The following is a 21,808-nucleotide window of genomic DNA, read 5'->3' as shown; positions in this document are numbered from 1 at the left end:
CTCACTTCATGCAGATGTGGGATTCCGATACCCGAAGGCCCCACGGCCAAGTGCGCGAGAACACGGGGACGTTGACGGCCGAGGCCGACGAGGCCCCTGCCGCCGTGGCCGAAACCGGACCGGGGCGCCGCCCTTCGGCCGACCGGTCCCGTCGCCGTACCTGGCTGGTCGTCGCCGGGTTCGCGGTCGTCGTCGTGCTGCTCTGCGGCGTCTCGCTGTGCGTCGGCGCGGGCGAGGTCGGCGCGGGCGGAGCGCTGGACTATCTGCTGAATCGTCACGGCGCCCGGACGGACAGCCGGCTCGCCCTGGTCATCGGCGATCTGCGACTGCCCCGTACGCTGACCGCCGTTCTGGTGGGTGCCGCACTCGGCATCGCCGGAAGTCTGCTCCAGGCCGTCACCCGCAATCCGCTGGCCGAGACCGGGCTGCTGGGCGTCAACGCGGGTGCCTCGCTGGGCGTGGTCGCCGGGATCGGGCTGCTGGGCCTCGATTCCGGCTACGCCTATCTGGTGTGCGCGTTCGTCGGCGCCGTGACCGCCAGCGGGCTGGTCCTGCTCATCGCCGGGCGGGGCCGCGGCGGCTCCCCCATGCGGCTGGTGCTCGCCGGCTCCGCGCTGGGCGCGACCTTCGGCGGGCTCACCAGCGTCGTCGTGGTCAACTCCGCCGAGACCTACGACCGGTTCCGGTTCTGGGTGCTGGGCTCCCTCGCGGGCACGGAAGGCTTCGGCGAACTGTCCCGCCTGCTGCCCGTGCTCGTCGTCGGGTTCGTGGTCGCGCTGCTGGTGACCCGCCCGCTGTCGGCGCTCGCGCTCGGCGACGACCTTGCCCGCAGCCTCGGCCACCGGCCGTCGGTCATCCGCACGACGGTGGCGGTGGCGGTGACCCTCCTCACCGCCGCGGCCGTCGCGCTGGCCGGCCCCATCTCCTTCCTGGGGCTCCTCTCCGGATTCGTGGCCCGCGCCCTGGCCGGTACCCGGGCGGCGGCGCGGCTGGTGCTGGCCGGGCTCGTCGGTGCCGCGGTGCTGACGGTCGCGGACGTGGCGGCCCGGGTGGTGTCGCGCCCCTTCGAGGCGCCGGTGTCGGTGATCGTGGCGCTCATCGGCGCACCGGTCCTCATCGGCATCGTGCGCTCGCGGCAGCTGGCCGCGATGGGCATGACCGAACCGGCCGCCGACACCGCCCCGCCCGGACGGGGCCGGACACCGCTCCCCGCCCGTCTGGCGGGAGTTCTGCCGCGTCGCCGTCCGGGCCACGAGGCGGACGGGACGGCGGACACCACCACGTCCGGGCCCGCGAACACGACCGGGACGACGGCGCAGGACGGTCCGGCGGCGACCAAGGCCCTTTCCGCGGGGACGGCCGTGCTGCGGCGCGGTCCGTTCTCGCTGCTGGTGCACCGCCGGCCGGCCCTCGCCGTGCTCGCGCTCGCCGCGCTGGCGGTGGCGGCCGTGGTGTTCTCGGCGTACGCGGGCCAGAGCGACATGGGCGTGGGACGTACGTTCCGTGCCGTGTTCGGTCAGGGCGACCGCTTCGACGTGCTGCTCGTGCAGAAGTTCCGGCTCGGCCGGATCGTCGCCGGGCTGACGGCCGGGGCGGCCCTGGGACTGGCTGGCTGTCTGACCCAGACACTGGCCCGCAACCGGCTCGCCACCCCCGAGCTCCTCGGCGTCAACGACGGTGCCACCGCGGCCGTCCTGCTGTCCGTGACCCTCAGCGCCACCGGCACCTTCGGCGCCTGGTGGGCCGGACCCCTCGGCGCCCTCGCCGCCGTCGTCGTCGTGACGACCGTCTCCGGCGGGCTGGGACAGCGCGGCTATCGCGTGCTGGTGGTCGGCCTCGCCATGTCGGCACTGGCCTCCGCCGTCACCCAGGTGGTGCTGTCCCGACGATCCCTCAGCTCGGCAGGTTCCCTGTACGTGTGGACCTCCGGGAGCCTCAACGGGCGCGGCTACTCCGTCGCGGTGCCCGTGCTGATCGGGCTCGCCGTCCTCGTTCCCGCGGCCCTCGCCGCGGCCCGGCACCTGTCCGTGCTGCGCTTCGACGACGCGACGGCCGCCTCCGTGGGCATCCGCCCGGACCGGGTCCGGCTGGTGTGCATGCTGCTCGCCGTGGCCCTGGCGGGTCTCGCGGTGGGCGTGTGCGGGCCGGTGGCCTTCGTCGCGCTGGCCTCCCCCGTCATCGCCGCGCGGCTCGCCGGTCCGCTCAGGGTGCCGTTGATCGGGTCCATGCTGACCGGAGCGGTGATGGTGGTGGCCGCCGACACCGTGGGGCGCATCGCCTTCTCCGGCTCCGAACTCCCGGTCGGTGTGGTGACCACCGTCCTCGGCGGTCCCTTCCTGTTGTGGGTGCTGCTGGGCCGTTCGGCCGCCACCCGCGTCTGAAAGCCTGTCGGGTGACCTCCGACCGGGCGGCCACGCTCCGGCACGCACACCTCCGTCGTTGCCGCAATGCCCTCGTGGCGCCTTCCTCAGGCTCTCGACCCCGTTCGAGCAGGGGAGACCCCGCCCGAGGAGACCCCGGCGCCTTGGAATCGCACGCACCATGCCGTGCCCGCTTTCCGATCGAAAATCACCCGACACTCCGGACATGGGTCGGCGACCCGCCGGATCCACGCCCCCCGAGGCACGTGCTCCCGGGCCGGCCCCCTCCCGACCGACGTACGAAAGGCGGACGACCGTGACCGCTCTCCCCAGCCCCGTCCTGAGCGCCCTGCGCGACGGGGTCCGGGCCCGCATCCCGGGCGCCGAGGCCGAGTTCTGGCTGCGCGCCGAGCGCAGGAGCACACCGCTCGTCGAGCCCGACCCCGAGGGCGACCCGGCGTACCGCCTGGTCACCTTTCTCTGGCGGGACGACCCGGACCGGCCCGCCTCGGACGTCCTGCTCCTGGTGCACACGGTCACCGACCGCGACCGCCACTCCGGTGACCTGACCCGCCATCTGATGCGCCGTGTCGACGGCACGGACGTCTGGGCGCTCTCCCACCGGTTGCGCGCCGACCACCGCGCCTCGTACCAGTTCCTGCCCGGCCACGGCACCCGCGAGGAGCTGCTGCGCACCGACCGGGTCTCCTGGCGGGCGGCCCTGGACCGGGCACTGCCGGACCCGCTGAGCGGTGCGGCCGTCCTGCCCGCGCACGGCGGACGCGAACCCGCCTCGGTCCTGTCCCTGCCCGACGCGCCGCCGCAGCCCTACGTCGATGCCGACGGTGACGGTCCTCCCCCGCCGCGCGGGAGGACCCTGGAACGCGAGGTGGCCGGACGGCGGGTGACCGTCCATCTCCCGCCGGGGCACGGCCCGTCGGCGACGCCGTACACGGTCGCCGTGCTGCTCGACGGGGAGATGTGGGGGCCGGTGCTGGACGTCGGCGGGATGCTGGACCGGATGCACGCGCAGGGGGCCCTGCCGCCCACGGTGGCCCTGCTGGTGGACACGATGGACCGACGGATGGACGACCTGAGCTGCAACGGGGCGTTCGTGGACTGGCTGGCGGACATCCTGCTGCCGTGGGCCGAGGCCGAGTTCGGCGCGACGGCCCGTCCGGAGCGGACCCTTGTCGCCGGGCAGAGCGCGGGCGGGCTGACCGCCGCGTTCGCCGCGCACCGCCGCCCCGACCGGTTCGGTCTCGCCGTGTCGCAGTCGGGGTCCTTCTGGTGGCCGGAGAACGATCCGGAGCGGGGGGAGGAATGGCTCACCCGGCAGTACGCGAGCGGCGAACGGCGGCCCGTCCGGCTGTACTTGGAGGTGGGTCTCCAGGAGTGGATGCTGCTGGCGGAGAACCGGCGGCTGCGCAATGTCCTGCGGGCCCGTGGTTACGACGTCGTCTACCGGGAGTTCAACGGCGGTCACGACTACGCCTGTTGGCGGGGCGGCCTGGCCGACGCGCTGTCGGTGCTGCTGGGGCGCGCGGGCGACTGACGGCGCGCCTGCGGCGTACGACGACGCGGGGCGGGGGTACGCCGCACACCGTACGCACCACGGGTCGCGCGCCGCACACCGGGCACCCGTGCCGTGCGGCCCGCGCCGTAAGGCGCCTCGTGCGCCCAGGCCCCCGTCCACGCCTCCGCCCTCTCCCCGGGCATGCCGACGGCGCCCCGCGCATCCCGCCGCGTGGCGCCTTCGGTCCGTCCGTCAGGGCGCGGTGTCGCGTTCCCGGGCCTCCGCTCCCCGGGGCCGCTCCGGTGGTTTCGCGCCGCCGGCCGGTTCCGGTCCCGACTCCCCGTCCTCCGCCATGTCCTCGTCGAGCGGCGGCGGTGGGGACGCGGCGCGCGGAAGCCGCAGGGCGAGCAGCGCCGACAGCGCCACCAGTACGGCCGAGGCCCATACCGCCGTACGGAAGGGCCCGGCGTCCATCGCCGTCCCCGCCGGGTGCGCGCCGCCGCCGACCAGCGCCGCGCACAGCGCGATGCCGAGCGCGCCGCCCAGGGTGCGGACGATCTGGAAGAGACCCATCGCCTGGCCCATGTCGGGCGGGGTGATGGTCTCGAACCCGGCCAGCTGCACGGTCAGCACGGCCGTGCCGAGCACCAGCCCGATCAGGAGCATCAGGGCCCGCACCGCCCACGCGTTCTCCGCCGTGCCCGGCACCGCCAGCGCGCCGAACACCACGGCCGCCGCGACCAGCGCGGCCACGGCCAGCCGGCGCGGGCCCAGACGCGGCAGCAGCCGGTCCACCGTCTGCGAGGCCAGCATCAGGCCCAACGCCTCGGGGAAGACGCTCAGCCCGGCGTCCAGCGCGGTGCCGCCGAGCGCCGCCTGGAACAGCAGCGGCACCACGAACAGCACGCCCATGAGCCCGGCGGCCGTGAGGGCGGCCAGCGCGGCGGCCGGGCCGTAGTACCGGTCGGCGAACAATCGCAGCCCCAACAGCGGGGCGGGGGCTCGGCGTTGCTGGACCACGGTCGCCACCAGCAGCGCACCGCCCGCGACCGCGCAGCCCGCGATGACGGGGTCGGACCAGCCGCGCGCCGGACCGAAGCCGAGCGCGTAGGTGAGCAGCCCCAGGGCGGGCGTCGCCAGCCAGAACCCGGCCCGGTCGAACGGCCCCGCGGTGCCCTCCACGTGCTCGCGCAGCCCGGCCGCACCGAGCAGCACGGCTGCCACGCCGACCGGCACGTTGACGAAGAACAGCCAGTGCCAGGAGAGGTGTTCGGTGAGCAGACCGCCGAGCGGCGGGCCGAGGGCGGGCATCAGGGCCGTCGGCACGATCAGCACCTTCGCCAGCCCGGCCCGCTCCGGCGGGGTGAACGCCCGGAACAGCAGCGTCATCCCCACCGGGGTCAGCAGGCCGCCGGCCAGCCCCTGCACCGCCCGCGCGACGACCAGCACGGGCAGGTTCCAGGCCAGTCCGCACAGGGCGGAGGCGGCCGTGAAGACGGCCAGCGAACCGAGGAAGACCCTCTTGGTGCCGTACCGGTCGCCGAGCCAGCCCGCCACCGGCAGCGCGAGCGCCAGCGCGACCAGGAACGCCGTCTCGACGGTGTTGGCGGCGCCGACGGGCCGTCCGAAGTCCTCGGCGATGGTGTAGAGGGCCGGGTTGACGATGGTGGAGTCGAGGCCGTTCATGCACATCGCGGCCACATAGACGAGGACCACGGCGAGCCGCGGACCGATGCGCGGCAAGGACGGCCGACGGCCCGGTCCGGTACGGGACTTCGGACCGGTACGGGAGTCGGACGCGGTCACCGGGTCAGCAGTCCGGTGTCGTGCGCGGTCACCCACTCCAGTGCCTCCTGACGCGGGCACGGACCGTGCACCGCGGTCCAGCCGGCCGGCAGGTCGGCGAAGTCCGGCCACAGCGAGTGCTGACGCCGTTCGTTGACGAGGACGAGGAAGGTGTCGGCCTCCCCGTCGGCGTCGAAGGGGTTGACGGGGGCGTCGTCGTTCACAGCCATCGTGGTGTCACTTCTCCAGGTCGGTCAGGCGGTCGGCGACCACGCGGGCGATGTGCGCGATCGGTTCGGGCAGGGTCATGTCCTTGTGGGAGCAGGCGATGTCCGTGCTGTCGATGCGCCCGCCCACGTACGGGGCCCAGGTGTCGGGGGTGAGCTCGTCGTCGATCGTGTCGACGGTGGCCCGGAAGAACAGCACGTCGCCGTCGAAGCGCCGGTGGTCGAAGCCCCGCACGAGGTGGTTGGTGTTGAGGTAGATCTCCGCCAGTGCCTCCAGCGTCGGGGCGTTCAGCGCGGCGAGCGGGCTGCCCTCGCGCTGGAGCACCTCGATCACGTGGGCGGTGGTGAGTTCCTTGCCGTCCAGGATGTCGGGGCCGTAGCCGCCCATCGCCAGCAGGGACTCCATCGCCTCGGCGTGGTCGGGCACGGGCAGCTCGCGAAAGCCCTCGGCGGGGTAGGCGTCGAGCACGGCGAGCAGTTCGACGGCCTCGCCCCGGTCCTGGAGGTGCGTGGCCATGGCCTGCGCGATGATGCCGCCGGTGGACCAGCCGAGCAGCCGGTACGGTCCGGCGGGCTGCACCTCCCGCATCCGGGCCACGTAGTGCGCGGCGAGCTCCTCCAGCGTCGCGGGCAGCGGTTCGCCCGAGGTGGCGGGGCCGACGCCCTGTGCCTGGAGGCCGTAGATCGGCACGTCGGCGGGCAGGTGGCGGATGAGTCCGGCGTAGCACCAGCTCAGCCCGCCCGCCGGGTGGACGCAGTACAGCGGGGCGCGGTCGCCCTCACGGGCCGGGCGCAGCGGCAGGAGCACGTCGAGCGGGTCGTCGCGGCGTCCGCCGTCCACCGCCGCTTCGAGCGCGACGCCCAGGGCGGCGGGAGTCGGGGAGCGGAAGACGGTGCCGATGGAGACGTCCGCGCCGAGGGCGGCCCTGACGCGGGCCGCGAGGCGGACGGCGAGCAGCGAGTGGCCGCCGAGGTCGAAGAAGTTGTCGTCGACGCCGACCCGTTCCGCGCCGAGCACCTCGGCGAAGATCGCGCACAGCTGTTCCTCGCGCGGTCCGCGCGGGGCGCGCGAGTCGGTGGCGGCGGGGCGGCCGGGGGCCGGCAGGGCCTTGCGGTCCAGCTTGCCGTTGCCGGTCAGCGGAAGCCGTTCCAGGGCGACGACGGCGGACGGGACCATGTGGACGGGCAGGTCGCGCGCGGCGTGCTCGCGCAGCGCCGCGGCGAGATCCGCGCCCTCCGGGGCGTCGGGCGCCGGTACGGCGTAGGCGACGAGCCGCTTGTCGCCGGGGACGTCCTCGCGGACCGCGACGGCCACGTCCGCGACCCGCGGGTGGGCGGCGAGGACCGCCTCGATCTCGCCGAGTTCGATCCGGAAGCCCCGGATCTTGACCTGGTGGTCGGCGCGGCCGAAGTACTCCAGGGTGCCGTCCGCCCGCCTGCGCGCGAGGTCGCCGGAGCGGTACATCCGGGCGCCGCTCTCCCCGAACAGACGGGCGTAGGGGTCGGCGACGAAGCGGGTCGCGGTCAGGTCGGGCCGGCCGAGGTACCCGGCGGCCACGCCCTGCCCGGCGACGTACATCTCCCCCGTCACGCCGGGCGGCACCGGCTGGAGCCGTTCGTCGAGCACGTAGACACGCAGGTCGGGGAGGTTGACGCCGATGGCGGAGGAGGTGGCGGCGGCTGCCGTGGCCCGGTCCAGCGGGAAGTGGGTGACGTGCACGGTGGTCTCGGTGATGCCGTACATGTTGACCAGCCGGGGCGCGTCGTCGGCGTGCCGGGCATACCAGTCGTCGAGGCGGCCCGGTTCCAGCGCCTCGCCGCCGAAGACGACGTGGCGCAGGGCGAGTTCGTGTCCGGGTTCCTCGCGGTCGGCGGCGGCCAGCTGGTAGAAGGCGGACGGTGTCTGGTTGAGGACCGTCACCCGTTCCGCGGCCAGCAGCCTCAGGAAGGCGCCCGGGTCGCGGCTGGTCAGGTGGGGTACGACGACGACCTTGCCGCCGTACAGCAGGGCGCCCCAGAGCTCCCAGACGGAGAAGTCGAAGGCGTAGGAGTGGAACAGGGTCCAGGCGTCGTCCGGTCCGAAGCCGAACCAGTGGTCGGTGGCGGTCAGCAGCCGGGTGACGTTGTGGTGGGTGACCACGACGCCCTTGGGCCGGCCGGTGGAGCCGGAGGTGTAGATGATGTACGCCGGGTCGTGGGGGGTGAGCGGCCGGACCCGGTCCTTCTGGCTCAGCGGGGTGCCGTCGTACGCCGCGGCGGCGTCGCCGTCCACGGTGATCAGCGGCAGATCGTGCTCGGGCAGTCCGGGCGCGGTGGCGGTGTCCGTGACGACGGCGGCGGGGTGGGCGTCGGCCAGCATGTACGCCAGCCGGTCGGCCGGGTAGTCGGGGTCGAGCGGCAGGTACGCGGCGCCCGCGAGGGAGACCGCGAGCAAACCGGTGACCAGGTCGAGGGAACGGGGCAGGGCGAGGGCGACGACGGAGCCGGGGCCGATGCGGCGGTCGGTCAGCAGCCGGGCCAGCCGGTGGGCGCGCTCGGAGAGTTCGGCGTAGGTGAGGGTGGCGCCCTCGTGGCCGACGGCGATCCGGTCGGGGTGCCGTCGGGCGGCCTCCTCGTAGCGGTCGGCGAGCGTGGCGGGGGTGGTCACGGCCGGGGCGGGGTGCTCGCCGTCGGCCGCGGCGGCGGGAAGGTTGGCGTCGACGAGAGCGCGGTGGCGTTCGTCGGCGCTCAGCAGCGGCAGCAGGCCGAGCGGGGTGTCCGGGGCCTCGGCGGCGGCGGTGAGCAGCCGCCCGAGGCGGTCGGCCAGGGCCTGGGCGGTGGAGCGGTCGAACAGGTCGGTGCGGAACTCCAGGAAGCCGCCGATGCCGCCGCCCGCCAGTTCGCCCGCGTTGAGGGTGAGGTCGAACTTGGCGGTGCCGGAGGTCATGGTGGACAGCCGGGCGGTGGCGCCGGGGCCGAGCGGGAACGCGGCGTCCGGCACCGACTGCCAGGCCAGCATGGTCTGGAAGAGGGGGTGGCGGGCCAATGACCGGGGCGGGTTGAGGGCTTCGACGAGGTGGTCGAAGGGCAGGTCGTCGTGGTCGAAGGCGGCCAGCGCGGTGGTCCGCGCACGCGCCAGCAGTTCCCGGAAGCTGGGGTCGCCGGAGGTGTCGGTGCGCAGGACGACCGTGTTGGTGAAGAAGCCGACGAGCGCGGCGGTGGCGGCGTCGTCGCGTCCGGCGACGGGGGTGCCGAGCGGGATGTCGGTGCCGCAGCCATGCCGGGTGAGGAGGGCGGCCAGCCCCGCCTGCACGGCCATGAACACGCTGGCGCCGGCGGCGCGGGCGAGCCGGGCGAGCGCGGCGTGGGCGGCGGCGTCCACCGCGAAGGGGACGGTGTCGCCGTCGGTTCCGGCCACGGGCGGACGGGGCCGGTCGGTGGGCAGGTCGAGCTGGTCGGGCAGCCCGGCCAACGCCCCCTTCCAGTAATCCAGTCGGGTGGTGGCGAGCGGGGTGGGCGCGGCGGGGGTGCCGAGCCGGCGCAGCTGCCGGGCCGTGTGGTCGGCGTACCGCAGGGGCAGCGGGGTGAACTCCGGTGCCCGGCCCCGGAGTCGGGCCCGGTAGGCGGTGGCGAGGTCGTCGGCCAGCGGGGTGGTGGAGGCGCCGTCCCCGGCGATGTGGTGCAGGACCAGCAGCAGGGTGTGCCGGTCGTCGGCCTCGGTGAACAGGGTGGCGCGCAGCGGGATCTCGCGGGCCAGGTCGAAGGTGTGGCGGGCGGCGGCCGTCAGGTCCTCGCCGTCGGCGGCGCGGTGCGGTCGAGGCCGGGCCGCCGGGTCGTCGGGGGCGAGGACGTGCTGGCGGGGCAGGCTGTCCGGGCCGTCGTCGGGGACCGGATAGACGGTCCGCAGGGTTTCATGGCGTGCCGTCAGGTCGGCCATGGCGGCGATGAGCGCGTCCTCGTCCAGCGGTCCCTCGACGGTGAGGACGAGCGGGATGTTGTACGTCGGGCTGGGCCCTTCCAGCCGATGCAGGAACCACAGCCGCTGCTGGGCCGGTGACAACGGCGCCTCGCCGGGGCCGGGTTCGGGAGCGGGCGCCGCTTCGCCGGCGGCCTCGGCCTCGAGGGCGTCGGTGTCGCGGGCGCGGGTCAGGGCGGCGAGCGCGGCCGGGGTGGACGCGCGGAACACGTCGGCCACGGAGGCGGGTACGCCGAAGGTCTCGCGCAGCCGGGCGGCGAGCCGGGCCGCGAGCAGTGAGTGGCCGCCCAGGTCGAAGAAGGAGGCGCCGGGCGCCGCGGCCGATTCCAGGCCGAGCAGGTCCGCGAAGAGTCCGGCGACGACGTCGGTGTGAGGGTCGTCGCCGGCCGTGCCGGGCTCCGCGGGCGGCGGGGCGAGCGGGGCGGGGTCGGGCAGGGCGCGGTGGTCGAGCTTGTCGTTGGGGGTGCGGGGCAGCTCGTCGAGGAGCGTCACGGCCGCCGGGACCATGTGCGCGGGCAGCGCGGCGGCGAGATGGTCGCGCAGGACGGCCGGGTCGGTGTCCGCACCGGGACGGGGCACGGCGTAGGCCAGCAGCCGCTTGCCGCCTGCCGCGTCACGGGCGATGACGGCGGCCCGGTCGACGGCGGGGTGCGCGGCCAGCACGGCCCGGATCTCGCCGAGTTCGATCCGGAAGCCACGGATCTTCACCTGGTCGTCGGTGCGGCCGAGGAACTCGACGGTGCCGTCGGCGCGGCGCCGCACCAGGTCGCCGGTGCGGTACATCCGGCCGCCCGGATCGCCGTGCAGGGCGCCGAAGGGGTCGGCGACGAACCGCTGCGCGGTCAGGTCGGGCCGTCCGAGGTAGCCGCGGGCGAGGCAGGCACCGGCCACGTAGAGCTCGCCGGCGACGTCGTCGGGGCACGGCCGCAGGGCGGTGTCGAGGACGTAGAGCCGGGTGGCGCGCACGGGGCTGCCGTCGGATCCGGGGCCGGTCCAGTGGCAGGCGTCGACGGTGGTCTCGGTGGGTCCGTACAGGTTGAGCGGGTGGACGCCCTCGGTGGCGGCGAGACGGTCCCACAGCGGCGCGGGGACGCTCTCGCCGCCGACGACGAGCACGGCGGGCTTGTGGTGGCCGTCGCCGAGCAGACCCTCGGCGAGGAGGGCCTCGGCGTAGGAGGGGGTGACGTCGAGATAGTCGACGTGGTGCTCGTCGACGTAGGCGGTCAGCGCGGCCGGGTCGCGGTAGGTGGCGTCGTCTAGCAGGTGCAGTTCGTGGCCGTGGACCATCCACAGCACCGGGTCCCAGGAGGCGTCGAACGCGAACGAGGCGCTGTGGGCGACCTTGAGCCGGGCGCGTCCGGTGCGGGCGACCGCGGGGGCGATGTGGTCGGTGCCGTGGCCGGCGTACAGGTTGGCGAGGGAGGCGTGGGTGACGACCACGCCCTTGGGACGGCCGGTGGAGCCGGAGGTGTGGATGATGTAGGCGGCGTCGTCCGGGCGGGGCGTGGCGGCGGGACGGTCGGCGGGCGCCTGCGCGAGGGCGGTGAGCGTCCGGGGGTCGTCGAGGGCGATCACCGGCAGTCCGTGCTCCGGGAGCCCGGCCAGGGCCTCGGCGGTGCCGAGGACACAGGTGGGGCGGGCGTCCTCCAGGACGGCGAGGGTGCGGGCGGGCGGGTGGCCGAGGTCGAGTGGCTGGCAGACCCCGCCCGCCTTGAGGACGGCGAGCAGGGCGGTGACCGTGCCGGTGGAGCGCGGCAGGGCGAGCGCGACCGGTGTCTCGGGGCCGACGCCGTGGGCGGCGAGGTGGTGGGAGAGCCGGTTGGCGGCGGCGTCCAGTTCCGCGAAGGCGAGGGTGTCGTTGCCGCAGCGGACGGCGGTCGCGTCCGGGAGGCGTGCGGCACGTACGGCGAACTCCTCGGGCACGGTGGCGGTGTGGGGCGGCTCGGAGCGGCCCGCGGTGACGCGGCGTGTCTCGTCGCCGGTGAGCAGGTCGAGGGCGGCGACCGGGCGGTGCGGGTCGGTGAGCAGCAGTTCGGTCAGCCCGTCCAGGCAGCGCCGGAAGGTGGCCGCGTACCGCTCGGCGTCGGCGCCGGTGTAGCGGTCGGTGTTGGCGTCCAGCACGAGGGCGAGGCCGTCGTCGGGGCCGGGCCAGGCGCCGAAGGCGAGGTCCTCGACCGGCCCCGCGGCGAGGTTGCGGACGGTGCCGGTCGGGCCGCCGAAGTCCAGCGTGCCGCCGTCGTGGGGCTTGATGTTGACCATCGGACCGGTGAGCGGGGCGACCGGGGCGGTCAGGCCGAGGTCGCGGCGCAGGTCGGCCTGCGGGTAGCGCTGGTGGCGGCGGACCTGGCGGATCTCCAGCACGATGCGGCGCAGCAGTTCGGCGGCGGTGTCGCGCGGGCGGACGGCGACGCGCAGCGGGAGCACGTTCACGGCCATGGCAGGGGTGCGCAGGGCGGCCGGACCGCGGCGGTTGGTGACGGGCAGTCCGAGGACGACGTCCTCGGTCCCGGTGAGCCGGTGCAGATGGACGGCGGTGGCGGCGACGACGAGTTCGGCCCAGGTGGCCTTGGCGGCCCCGGCGGCACGGGTGAGGCGGTCCAGCGCGCCGGCGGGAAGGTCGGCGACGTGCCGCAGCGAGCCGTTGCCGGTCGCGGTCCCGTTGCCGTTGCCGTTGCCGGTCACGGTGGGCGGTGCGAGCGTGACGGGGACGGCGCCGGCCATCCGCCCGGTCCAGAACTCCCGGTCGATGGCGTACTGTTCGCCCGCCAGATAGTCCCGCTCCTCGTCGACGATCTCGCGCAGCGGGGCGAACCGGCACTCCGGCGCCGTGTCGCCGTCGGCCGCGTACAGTTCCGCGACCCGGCGGCCGATCAGGGTCAGCGCGTAGGCGTCGACGGCGATGTGATGGACGCGCTGGTACCACCAGTACCGCCTGTCGCCGACCCGCAGCAGCGCCTGGCCCATCAGCCCGTCCTCGGCCGCGAGGTCGGCGGGCCGGGACAGGTCGGCGCGGATGCGGCGTCCGGCCTCCCCGGCGGGGTCCGCGAGGTGCCGCAGATCCGCCCGGTGCAGCCGGAACACGTGGTGCGGGTCGGCGTACTGGGCGGGCGTGCCGTCCTCCTCGGCGAACCGCAGCCGCAGGGTCTCGGCCTCCTCGACCGTACGGCGCAGGGCGCGCTCGAAGCGGTCCTCGTCGAGGGCTCCCTCGATCTCCACGATGTCGGCCGTGTGGAACTCGGTGCCGCCCGGGGCGAGCTGCCCCGCGTAGTGGATGCCGCTCTGCGCGGTGAGCAGGGGGAACGACTCCGGACGCTCGTTCATGTGGGGAGAACTCCTCGGTTGTGAAAGCCTTGCCGCGCACTGGACCGCCAACGACTTAGGCAAGCCTAAGCTAAATACTTGCACCGCGTGCCCGCCGTGCGAACTTCACGACGGAGGGCGGCGCGATCACACCCACCGGAGGAGGAGCCGATGAGCGACCCGCACGACGACACCCCCGCACCCGCCCCCCAGGACGTCAAGTCCCGCATACGGGAACGGATCGAGGAGCGGCGCGATGCCCTGCTGGACCTGAGCCGCCGGATCCACGGTCATCCCGAGACCGCGTTCATCGAGCACCGTGCCGCCGCCTGGTGCGCCGAACTGCTGGGCGACCAGGGCTTCGCGGTGACCGCCCCGGCCCATGGACTGGACACCGCCTTCGAGGCCGTCACGGGCGGCGGCCCGCTGACGGTGGCGGTCGTCTGCGAGTACGACGCCCTGCCGGAGCTCGGGCACGCCTGCGGCCACAACCTCATCGCCGCCGCAGGGATCGGCGCCGCGCTCGGCCTCGCCCCGCTGGCGGACGAACTCGGCCTGCGCGTAAGGGTGCTGGGGACACCGGCGGAGGAGCGGGGCGCGGGTAAGGCGCTGATGCTCCGCCAGGGCGCCTTCGACGGCGTGGACGCGGCCATGATGGTGCACCCGTGCCCGTTCGAGATGGCGGACTTCCGTTCCTTCGCGCTCGGCACCCTCTCGGTGACGTACACCGGCCGCGCCGCACACCCCAGCCTCAACCCGCACGAGGGTCGCAATGCCGCCGACGCACTGACCGTGGCCCAGGTGGCCATCGGGCTGCTGCGCCAGCAACTGCCGCCGCAGTGGCGGGTGCACGGCATCACCACGGAGGCCGGCAGCGCGCCCAACGCGATCCCCGACCGGGCCCGCGCCGAGTACGAGTTGCGGGCGCTGGCCGCCGAGGACCTGACCGAACTGCGCGACCGGGTGGAGGCGTGCTTCCGTGCGGGCGCGCTGGCGACCGGCTGCGAGGTGGCCCTGGAGCGCCCGGAGCCCGACTACCTGGACTTCCGCGGCGACCCGGGGCTGCTCCGGCTGTGGACGGCCAACGCCCGTGCGCTGGGCCGTCCGGAGCCCGTGGAACGGCCGCCGTTCGCCTGCACCGACATGGGCAACGTCTCGCACGTGGTGCCGTCCATCCACCCGGTGCTCGACATCAGCGACGGCTCCTCGGGCCCGCACGAGGCCGCCTTCGCCGAGGCGGCCGTATCGGCCAGGGCCGAACGGGCGTTGCTGGACGGGGCGACGGCGATGGCCTGGACGGCCGCCGACCTCGCATGGGCCCGCCGGTCCGGACACCGGCCCGCCTGACGGACGGCGGCGGGCCGGGGGCACCCACGGACGCGCAACAGCCACGGGCGCCGCGGAGCACCCACGGGGTGCGGGACTCCCGCCCCGCACCCCGCACCGTCCGGCCGCGCGACCGGAGGGGGCGTCAGGAGGCGCCCAGCGCCTTGCTGATGTCGTTCATGACCACATCGGCCGCGAGCGGGCCGCCGCGGGTCGACCAGACGGAGCCGTCGACCGTCACCGCATGGCCGGTCTTGACGGCCCTCAGCTCCTTGTAGGCGGGCTTGGTCTCGACTTCCTCGAGCGCCTTCTCGCCGTCGGAGGTGAGGGTCGAGAGGAACAGCCAGTCGCCGTCGATCTCGTTGATCTTCTCCAGGCTCAGCGACGGAGTGTGCGCGTTGCCGTCCTTGTTCTGCGCCTCGGGCCGCTTCAGCCCCATCTCCAGCGCGATGCCGCTGGCGAACTGCTTGTTCTCCATCCAGCTGGGGCCGTCCGGGTTCCAGCGGACGATGGACACCTCGGCGCCCTTGTTCGCGCCGAGCTTCTCGCCCACGGCCCGGGCGGCGTTCTCGTGCTCGGTGATGACCTCGTTCGCGGCGTCGAGCTTGTTGACGGCGTTGCCGATGCCCCGGAGCGACAGCTTCCAGTCGTCGGTGGGCGCCGTGGTGACGAGCGTGGCCGGGGAGATCTCGCGCAGCTGCTTCAGAACCTGCTCGTCCTGCATGTCACCGGCGAGGATCAGGTCGGGCTTGGCGGCGACGACCTTGTCCATCACCGGCTGGAGCAGATTGCCGACGATGTCGATGCCCTGGACCTTGTCGGCGAGGTAGGCGGGCGGCTTGTCGAGACCCTGCCCGTTGGTGATGCCCACCGGCTTCAGGCCGAGCGCGAGGACGGCGTCCAGGTCCTCCTGAGTGAGCGTCACGATCCGCTTGGGATCGGCCGGAACCTCGACGGCCCGGCCGGTGGCGTCCTTGACGGTACGGGTGGCCGATGCCGCGGACTCCTTGCCCGCATCGCCCTTGGCGTCGTCGGAGTCCGTCCCGCAACCGGTCATGAGCAGCGTGGCCGCCGCCGCCACCGCGGCGGCCCGGACCGCGCGGCGCGACAGCAACAGGGAAGGACGACTGGGCAGGGTCATGGGGGCTCCATGGTTCACGGGGACGTGCAAACAGTGCGGGGGCAGGCCGACGACTCGCGATCGCCTCACCACCCGGCCGCAGGGACTAAGGTTAGCCTTACCTCACACCTTTCGGGCAAGGGGATGTCCCGCTCGCGCGGCAGCCGACGGGAGCGACCCGCCGGACACCGCCACCGAACTCGCCGGCCTCCCGGTCGCGGACCGCCGCCCGACTCCGCGACGGGCCGCGTCACCAGCACCGAGGGCGCGACGGAACGGACCTGTCGAGCGCCCGCACGGACGACCTGGCGATCCGTTTCGGACTTTCCCGCTCCGCACGGCCGCGTGCGCCCCGAAGCCCCGTCGACGGCTCTATGCTTCTACACGCCTGTAGAGCGCGGATGTCCGTCCCAGTGTTCCGGACATCCGCGCAACCTCGTACGCGTGTAAGGGAGTGGACGCCTCGATGGTGTTCAAACGACTGCTCGGCTCACTCGGTGTGGGCGGCCCCACGGTCGACACGGTCCTCGATCCCGGGGCGGCCGTGCCGGGCGGCACCCTGTCCGGTCGGGTCCACCTCCAGGGTGGCAGCGCCGGCTTCGACATCGAGCACATCGCGCTGGAACTCGTCGCGCGGGTGGAGGCCGAGTTCGAGGAGGGGGAACGGGAAGGCGTGGTGGCCTTCGAGCGTTTCACCGTCGGCGGCGGCTTCCGGCTGCACGAGGGCGAACAGCGCGCCGTGCCCTTCGCCATCGCCCTCCCCTGGGAGACGCCGATCACCGAACTGTACGGGCAGGCCCTGGGCATCGTCCTCGGTGTCCGTACCGAACTGTCGGTGGCCGGCGCCAAGGACAAGGGCGACCTCGACCAGCTCGCCGTGCGCCCGCTGCCGGCCCAGGAGGCCGTCCTGGAGGCGCTGGGGCAGCTCGGATTCGGCTTCAGGTCCGCGGACCTGGAGTACGGCCGCATCGGCGGCACCCACCAGCAACTCCCCTTCTACCAGGAGATCGAGCTGACTCCGGCGCCGCAGTACGCGGACCGGGTCAACGAGATCGAGGTGACCTTCCTCGCCACTCCGGGAGGCATGGACGTGGTCCTGGAGGCCGACAAGCGCGGCGGCCTCTTCTCCTCCGGGCACGACGCGCTCACCCGGTTCACGGTCGCCCATGACACCGTCCACCAGCAGGACTGGCGGGCACTGGTCGACGGCTGGCTGCGGCAGTTGGTCGAGCACCGCTCCGCGTACGCGCCCGCCCCCGCGTACGGCGCCCACGGTCACGGTGACCCGTACGCCCCGCACCACGGCGGCGGTTACGGCCATGACGGCGCCCACCATCACGACGCCGGTCATCACCACGACGGCGGTCACCGCTCCGGACCGGGCATCGGCACCGCCGTCGCGGCGGGCGCGGCCGGGCTCGCGGTGGGCGTCGTCGGCGGCATGGTCGCCGCCGAAGTCGTCGACGAGGTCGGGGACTTCTTCGAGGGCGACGAGGACGGGGGTGACGACTGATGCTCGGATTCAGCGAGCTCGCGATCATCCTGATCGTGGTCATATGCGTCCTGGGCGCCAAGAGGCTCCCCGAACTCGCCCGGTCCGCGGGCAAGTCGGCCCGCATCCTCAAGGCCGAGGCGAGGGCGATGAAGGAGGAGCGGCCCGCCGGATCGCCCGCGGAAACCGGGGCGGACGCCCATGGCAGTCGCGTCATCCGCGGGGAGACCGTCGCCCGGACGGGGCCCGAGGGATCGAAGCCGGACACGGGGCACGCCCCGGAACCCACGTAGGGCGGACCGGCCGGGCGGGGTCCGCGCCCGGCCGGTCCGCCCTACCCGGCGCGCATCGGCGGCCGGTGGTGTCCGGCGGGCACCGACGGCGGCGACAACCCCCTCCCGGCCGGTCAGTCCTCCGGGACCGGGCACCGCCGCTCCGGGTCCTCCCGGTCGGCGGGGAGCCAGGGCGCGAAGATCTCCGGTAGCCGGTCCAGGTCCGCGGCCGTGAGGGTGACGAGGCGGATGCCCGCCTCCCGCGCCAACTCGGTCTTGCGCTGCACCTTTTCGTAGTACGACCGCTGCTCCATGAGCCCCAGCGCCTCCACGAACGTGCCGTCGCCGAGCCGCCAGTCGGCCCGCAGCCCCGTGGTGTTCAGTTCGAGGTGGCGGGGGTAGTGCGGTTCGGGTTCGTGCTCCACACCCCGGTGGTGGAAGAAGTCGTCGATGTGCCGCTCCAGCATGGAGCGGCACAGGTGCCCGTCGGTGGCGACGGTCAGCGTGCCGCGCGCCCGGCGCACACCGTCGTCGAGCACCCCCGCCAACTGCAGCCACTGCACCCAGGATCGCGCCGCGCGGGCGGGACGGGCGGTCAGCAGCCCGGTGACCGGGCGCGGAATCAGGAACCGGCACAGCATGGCCTCGTCGACCGCCCGGGGATCGGTGACGGTCACCCGGTCGAGCTGCGCGAGCGACGGCGGCCCCGAGAACTCGATCCGGACCAGGCGCCGCAGGGCGTGGATGACGGCGTCGGTCCACGGCCCGTCCGTGCCGTTGTCCCTGAGCACGCCGCGCCGGGCGAGCCGACAGCACCCGAAGCAGTACGCGAGCCGGTCGCGCGCCTCCAGGGCCGGCCGCCCGCAGAGCCTGCACGGCGCCGTCCGGCCCGGCACGACGGGCGCGCCGAACATCGCCTCCAGTTCCCGCCGGTAGTACGGGTCCTCGCCGCCCGCCGGGCCGGTGGCGCGTTCCGCCACGACGGACGGGTCCGCCGTCCGCGCGTTGAGCCACTGCCGGTGGGGCCGCGGGACGATTTCCAGTGCCCGGGACGTGAGCAGGCAGGGCGAACGGAACGGCCCGGCGTCGCCCGCCCCCGACGCGGCACGGCGGTTCAGCCGCTCGGTCTCCGCGTCCGGCGCCGCCCAGGTCACCCACGACGGCTCGACACCGTGCCGGCGCAGCAGCACGGTCATCGGTTCGGCGTACGGGCGGGCGTGGACGGTCAGGATTCCCGTGGCGGGGTCGTAGGTACCGGCCTGCGGCAGGTCGCGCACGGCCACCGCGTCCTCGATCAGCCGGATCGACCAGATCTCTCCGGGAAGCACGGTGGCGTCGGGGTACGCGTCCAGTCCCGCGAGCGCCGACGGCTCCCCCGGTTCGACGCCGTGCCGGCGCAGCGCGGCGAGCGCCTCGGGGCGCGCCCGTTCGTCGATGAGTGTCAACGGCCCGTCCGGCAGGCGGTACTCCCCGACCTCCAGCCCGGTGCGGTCCAGTACGAGGACCTTGTGCGTGCCGTAGACGGTACGGCTGACGGCCCGCAGATCCTCGTACGTGTGGGGGCGTCGGCGGTAGCGGTCCCAGGCCCGCAGCTCGGCCTCCGCCCGTTCGTCGCGGAGGGCCTGCGCCCGGTCCCGGGCGGTCTCCGGCCCCCGGGTGCCGGACGCGGCCCGGGCCGCGAGAGCCGCGCGCAACTGTGCGGCCAGGCGCCCGTGGAGAGCTTCCCGCAGGCCGGAATCCGCCGCCTCGGCGGCTGGCTCCGGGATGTCCGCCGACGTCCCGGTGGACACGTCGGCGGGCACACGGGCGGCAGGCCCGGCGGGCGCGTCGGTGCCGGAGGGTGCCCTTTGCGGATCGGTGTCCGCGGCTCCGGGCCCGGCTTCGAGGAAGTCCGTGACCAGCGAGCGCAGTTCGTCGGTGTCGGGCAGGTTCAGCCGCACGCGCCCGATCCAGTGGCCCGCGGCGAGCTGCTCGGCGCGCGTGAACGGCCGGCGCCGGTCGGGGAGCCGGTCCTCCTCCCCGTCGGAGGCGTGGTCGTCGTCCTCCTCGTACTCGTACGCGTCGACGCGGTTCAGCTCGATCCAGCCGTGGCAGCCCACGGCGGCGTCGGCGGCCTCGGCGAGGCGGTGGATGTCCGCCCCCTGGTGGTGGAGGAAACTGTCGTACAGGTAGCCCATGTGACGGTCCAGCACCGAACCGCCCTGCCGGGGCGGCGCGGCGACCGAGACGGCCCTCCGGTCGTACGAGTTGTCCGGCCGCGGCACCAGGCTCACCACGACGGGGACCAGCGCGTCGCACTTCACGCCCGCGGGGGCCGGGACCATGCTCCCGCGCCGTCCCAGCCGGCCGAGCACGAACGTGCGCAGCGCCTCCACCGAGTCGTCGAAGACGGCGAAGGCCGTCGACACCTCGGGGTCGCCGGGCGGGATCACCACCATCGCCTCGTCCCGCAGGTATTCGATCGGCTCACCCTTGTACATGCGGGGATTATGCCAGCGAAGTATGACAAGCCGTTGATGAGGTGGGATACGAACGAAAGTACGAGCGCCGGGAAGGCGCCGGGGGTGAACGGCGATGCCGGGGGCGGCTCCGGACAGACGTTCATGAGCGCTTCACCAGGAAGTCGACCGGGTCGCACCACCGACTGACCCGCGGACCCTACCGTCGTCGGTACAGACCGGTTATCAAGCCGTTACACGACCGGTCGGGCAGCCCGGGCGCCGAACCCGGGCCAGAGACACAGAGAACAGGGACCCCCGTGAGACTCACCCCTCTCGTCGTCGCGACGTCCGTCGCGCTCGTCGCGCCGACCGCCGCCCAGGCGCACTCCCCCGCCACCGCGTCCCCCGCCGTTCCCGCCGCCCCCGGTGTCAGCGTTCCGGGCGGACGCTACGAGCACCCGGTCGAGCTGAAGTTCCGCGCCGAGCGCGGCACCACCGTCCGCTACACCCTCGACGGCACGACCCCCACCCGCGACAGCCTCGTGTACTCCCCCGGGCGTCCGCTGCGGATCACGAAGGACACCAACGTCACGGCGGTGGCGTTCCACGGCAACCGGGGCAGCGTGCCGGTGTCGTACGGGTATCTGATCAAGTCCCGCGAGAAGCCGCTGGCCGAACTCGTCGTCATGTCCGACGTGCACGTCGGCAGCCACGTGAGCGCCGACAAGAAGTACGAGAGCTTCTTCGACACCATCGGGTCCATCTTCCCCCGGCCCGACGCGATCCTGTCCAACGGCGACATGATCAACGACAACGGCGACGGCAAGGGCCCCGACCACCGGATCGTCTCCGAGATCTTCCGGGCCAACCTCGCCCGCAAGGGCATGAAGAACACCGAACTGCTGATCTCCAACGGCAACCACGACGCGAGCCTGGCCGCGATACGCGCCGGGTACCCCCGGGAGTGGTTCCCCGACTCGGGCGGCGGCTACTACGAGTCCGTGGTGAAGGGCCTGCACATCCTCACCGTCAACACCGAGACCTACAACTCGGATTCGGCCCAGCGTGCCTGGCTCAAGGAGCGGCTGACCGCGATCGCCGCCGACCCTGCCAACACGGGCAGGCCCGTCCTGGTGCAGGGTCACCGGCCCACCACGGGCACCACCATGGACGGTCAGCAGGCGGCGAACCCCCGGCTCGCGGAGGACCTCGGCGCCTTTCCGCAGGCCATCCTGTTCTCCGGCCACTCCCACCTGAACATCAACGACGACCGTTCGATCCACCAGCGCGACTTCACGTCGGTCAACGACGGTTCGATGAGCTACGTCGAGATGGACCACGGCTACCAGATGGTCACCGCCGACGGCCTGGCCGACCGGTTCGAGTCGCCGACCGCGCAGGCCCTCTTCGTCGAGGTCTACAAGGACCGCACGGAGATCGCGCGGGTGAACATGGCCGCGGACAAGCACGACATCTACACCGGCGGCAAGTGGACGGCCGACTGGCAGCCGCCGTACGCCAGCGCCGGCACCCTGAGCGGGGACACCTGGACGGTGCGCCTGAAGGGTTCGACGAACCAGCAGATCAAGGACAACTTCCGTTACACGGCCGCCACCCGGAACACCGTGGCGCCGAAGTTCACCACCCACCGGCCGCTGTCCCGGGTGACCGACGAGAAGGGCGGTACGGCCCTGCGGATCGCACAGGCCCGGGACGACCAGATGGTCCACCACTACGAGGTCGACATCACCGACGCCTCGACGGGCGCCTCGGTCGTCTCGTCCAAGGTCCTCTCGGACTTCACCTTCATGCCCCGTCCGAACAGCCTCGACATCCCGGTGCCGGGCGCGGTCGCGGGCAAGCGGTACGTGGCCCGGGTCGTCGCGGTCGACGCGTACGGGAACGCCTCCCCGGCCGCGTCGCTGACGTTCCGCAAGTAACGCCGCCGGGCCGGGCGGCTGCCTCCCCGGGCCGCCCGGCCCCTCTTCGCGCGCCCGGCCCCTGCGAGCGCGCC

11 protein-coding genes are annotated in these 21,808 nt (G+C 74.0%); 6 read left to right on the top strand and 5 right to left on the bottom strand.

Annotated elements, in window-relative coordinates:
* Positions 1–50 precede the first annotated feature (50 nt).
* Entirely contained in the window at positions 51–2,381 is a 2,331-nt protein-coding gene (fhuB, locus tag ACFYY6_RS15435) for a Fe(3+)-hydroxamate ABC transporter permease FhuB (RefSeq protein WP_389193479.1), read from the top strand.
* A gap of 295 nt (positions 2,382–2,676) precedes the next feature.
* Positions 2,677–3,915: an enterochelin esterase gene (fes, locus tag ACFYY6_RS15430; protein ID WP_351633255.1), complete on the top strand. Its 1,239-nt coding sequence runs from the start codon at positions 2,677–2,679 to the stop codon at positions 3,913–3,915.
* Positions 3,916–4,128: 213 nt separating this feature from the next.
* On the opposite strand, the gene ACFYY6_RS15425 is transcribed toward fes, so the two are convergent.
* Genes ACFYY6_RS15425 through ACFYY6_RS15415 form a run of 3 tightly spaced genes read right to left on the bottom strand, consistent with a single transcriptional unit; the run spans position 4,129 to position 13,164 of the window.
* Positions 4,129–5,619 carry a DHA2 family efflux MFS transporter permease subunit gene (locus ACFYY6_RS15425; protein ID WP_389193633.1) on the bottom strand — a complete coding sequence of 497 codons (1,491 nt, stop codon included), beginning with the start codon at positions 5,617–5,619 and terminating at the stop codon, positions 4,129–4,131.
* A gap of 59 nt (positions 5,620–5,678) precedes the next feature.
* Complete coding sequence (locus ACFYY6_RS15420) at positions 5,679–5,891, bottom strand: MbtH family protein (RefSeq protein ID WP_351520932.1); 213 nt, start codon at positions 5,889–5,891, stop codon at positions 5,679–5,681.
* Positions 5,892–5,898: 7 nt separating this feature from the next.
* Positions 5,899–13,164: an amino acid adenylation domain-containing protein gene (locus ACFYY6_RS15415; protein ID WP_389193476.1), complete on the bottom strand. Its 7,266-nt coding sequence runs from the start codon at positions 13,162–13,164 to the stop codon at positions 5,899–5,901.
* A 150-nt stretch (positions 13,165–13,314) separates the two neighbouring features.
* Between ACFYY6_RS15415 and ACFYY6_RS15410 the strand changes: the two genes are divergently transcribed.
* Positions 13,315–14,490 carry a M20 family metallopeptidase gene (locus ACFYY6_RS15410; protein WP_389193473.1) on the top strand — a complete coding sequence of 392 codons (1,176 nt, stop codon included), beginning with the start codon at positions 13,315–13,317 and terminating at the stop codon, positions 14,488–14,490.
* A 124-nt stretch (positions 14,491–14,614) separates the two neighbouring features.
* On the opposite strand, the gene ACFYY6_RS15405 is transcribed toward ACFYY6_RS15410, so the two are convergent.
* Positions 14,615–15,610 carry an ABC transporter substrate-binding protein gene (locus tag ACFYY6_RS15405; protein ID WP_389193470.1) on the bottom strand — a complete coding sequence of 332 codons (996 nt, stop codon included), beginning with the start codon at positions 15,608–15,610 and terminating at the stop codon, positions 14,615–14,617.
* A gap of 445 nt (positions 15,611–16,055) precedes the next feature.
* Here ACFYY6_RS15405 and ACFYY6_RS15400 point away from each other — a divergent pair, with 445 nt between their 5' ends.
* Together ACFYY6_RS15400 and ACFYY6_RS15395 are read left to right on the top strand one after the other, a co-directional pair.
* Positions 16,056–17,102 carry a sporulation protein gene (locus ACFYY6_RS15400; protein WP_351523289.1) on the top strand — a complete coding sequence of 349 codons (1,047 nt, stop codon included), beginning with the start codon at positions 16,056–16,058 and terminating at the stop codon, positions 17,100–17,102.
* On the top strand, positions 17,102–17,374 hold the full coding sequence (locus ACFYY6_RS15395; protein WP_389193467.1) for a twin-arginine translocase TatA/TatE family subunit: 273 nt from the start codon (positions 17,102–17,104) through the stop codon (positions 17,372–17,374). The genes ACFYY6_RS15400 and ACFYY6_RS15395 overlap by 1 nt, the downstream gene beginning before the upstream one ends.
* A gap of 113 nt (positions 17,375–17,487) precedes the next feature.
* Here the strand turns inward: ACFYY6_RS15395 and ACFYY6_RS15390 are convergent, their stop codons facing one another.
* Positions 17,488–19,833: a hypothetical protein gene (locus ACFYY6_RS15390; RefSeq protein WP_389193464.1), complete on the bottom strand. Its 2,346-nt coding sequence runs from the start codon at positions 19,831–19,833 to the stop codon at positions 17,488–17,490.
* 278 nt (positions 19,834–20,111) lie between these two features.
* Here ACFYY6_RS15390 and ACFYY6_RS15385 point away from each other — a divergent pair, with 278 nt between their 5' ends.
* Positions 20,112–21,734: a chitobiase/beta-hexosaminidase C-terminal domain-containing protein gene (locus tag ACFYY6_RS15385; protein WP_389193461.1), complete on the top strand. Its 1,623-nt coding sequence runs from the start codon at positions 20,112–20,114 to the stop codon at positions 21,732–21,734.
* The last annotated feature ends 74 nt before the right edge of the window (positions 21,735–21,808 follow it).

The sequence above is a fragment of the Streptomyces sp. NPDC001750 genome (assembly GCF_042892615.1).
Taxonomy (GTDB): domain Bacteria; phylum Actinomycetota; class Actinomycetes; order Streptomycetales; family Streptomycetaceae; genus Streptomyces.
This window is presented reverse-complemented; position numbering and strand designations above follow the sequence as displayed.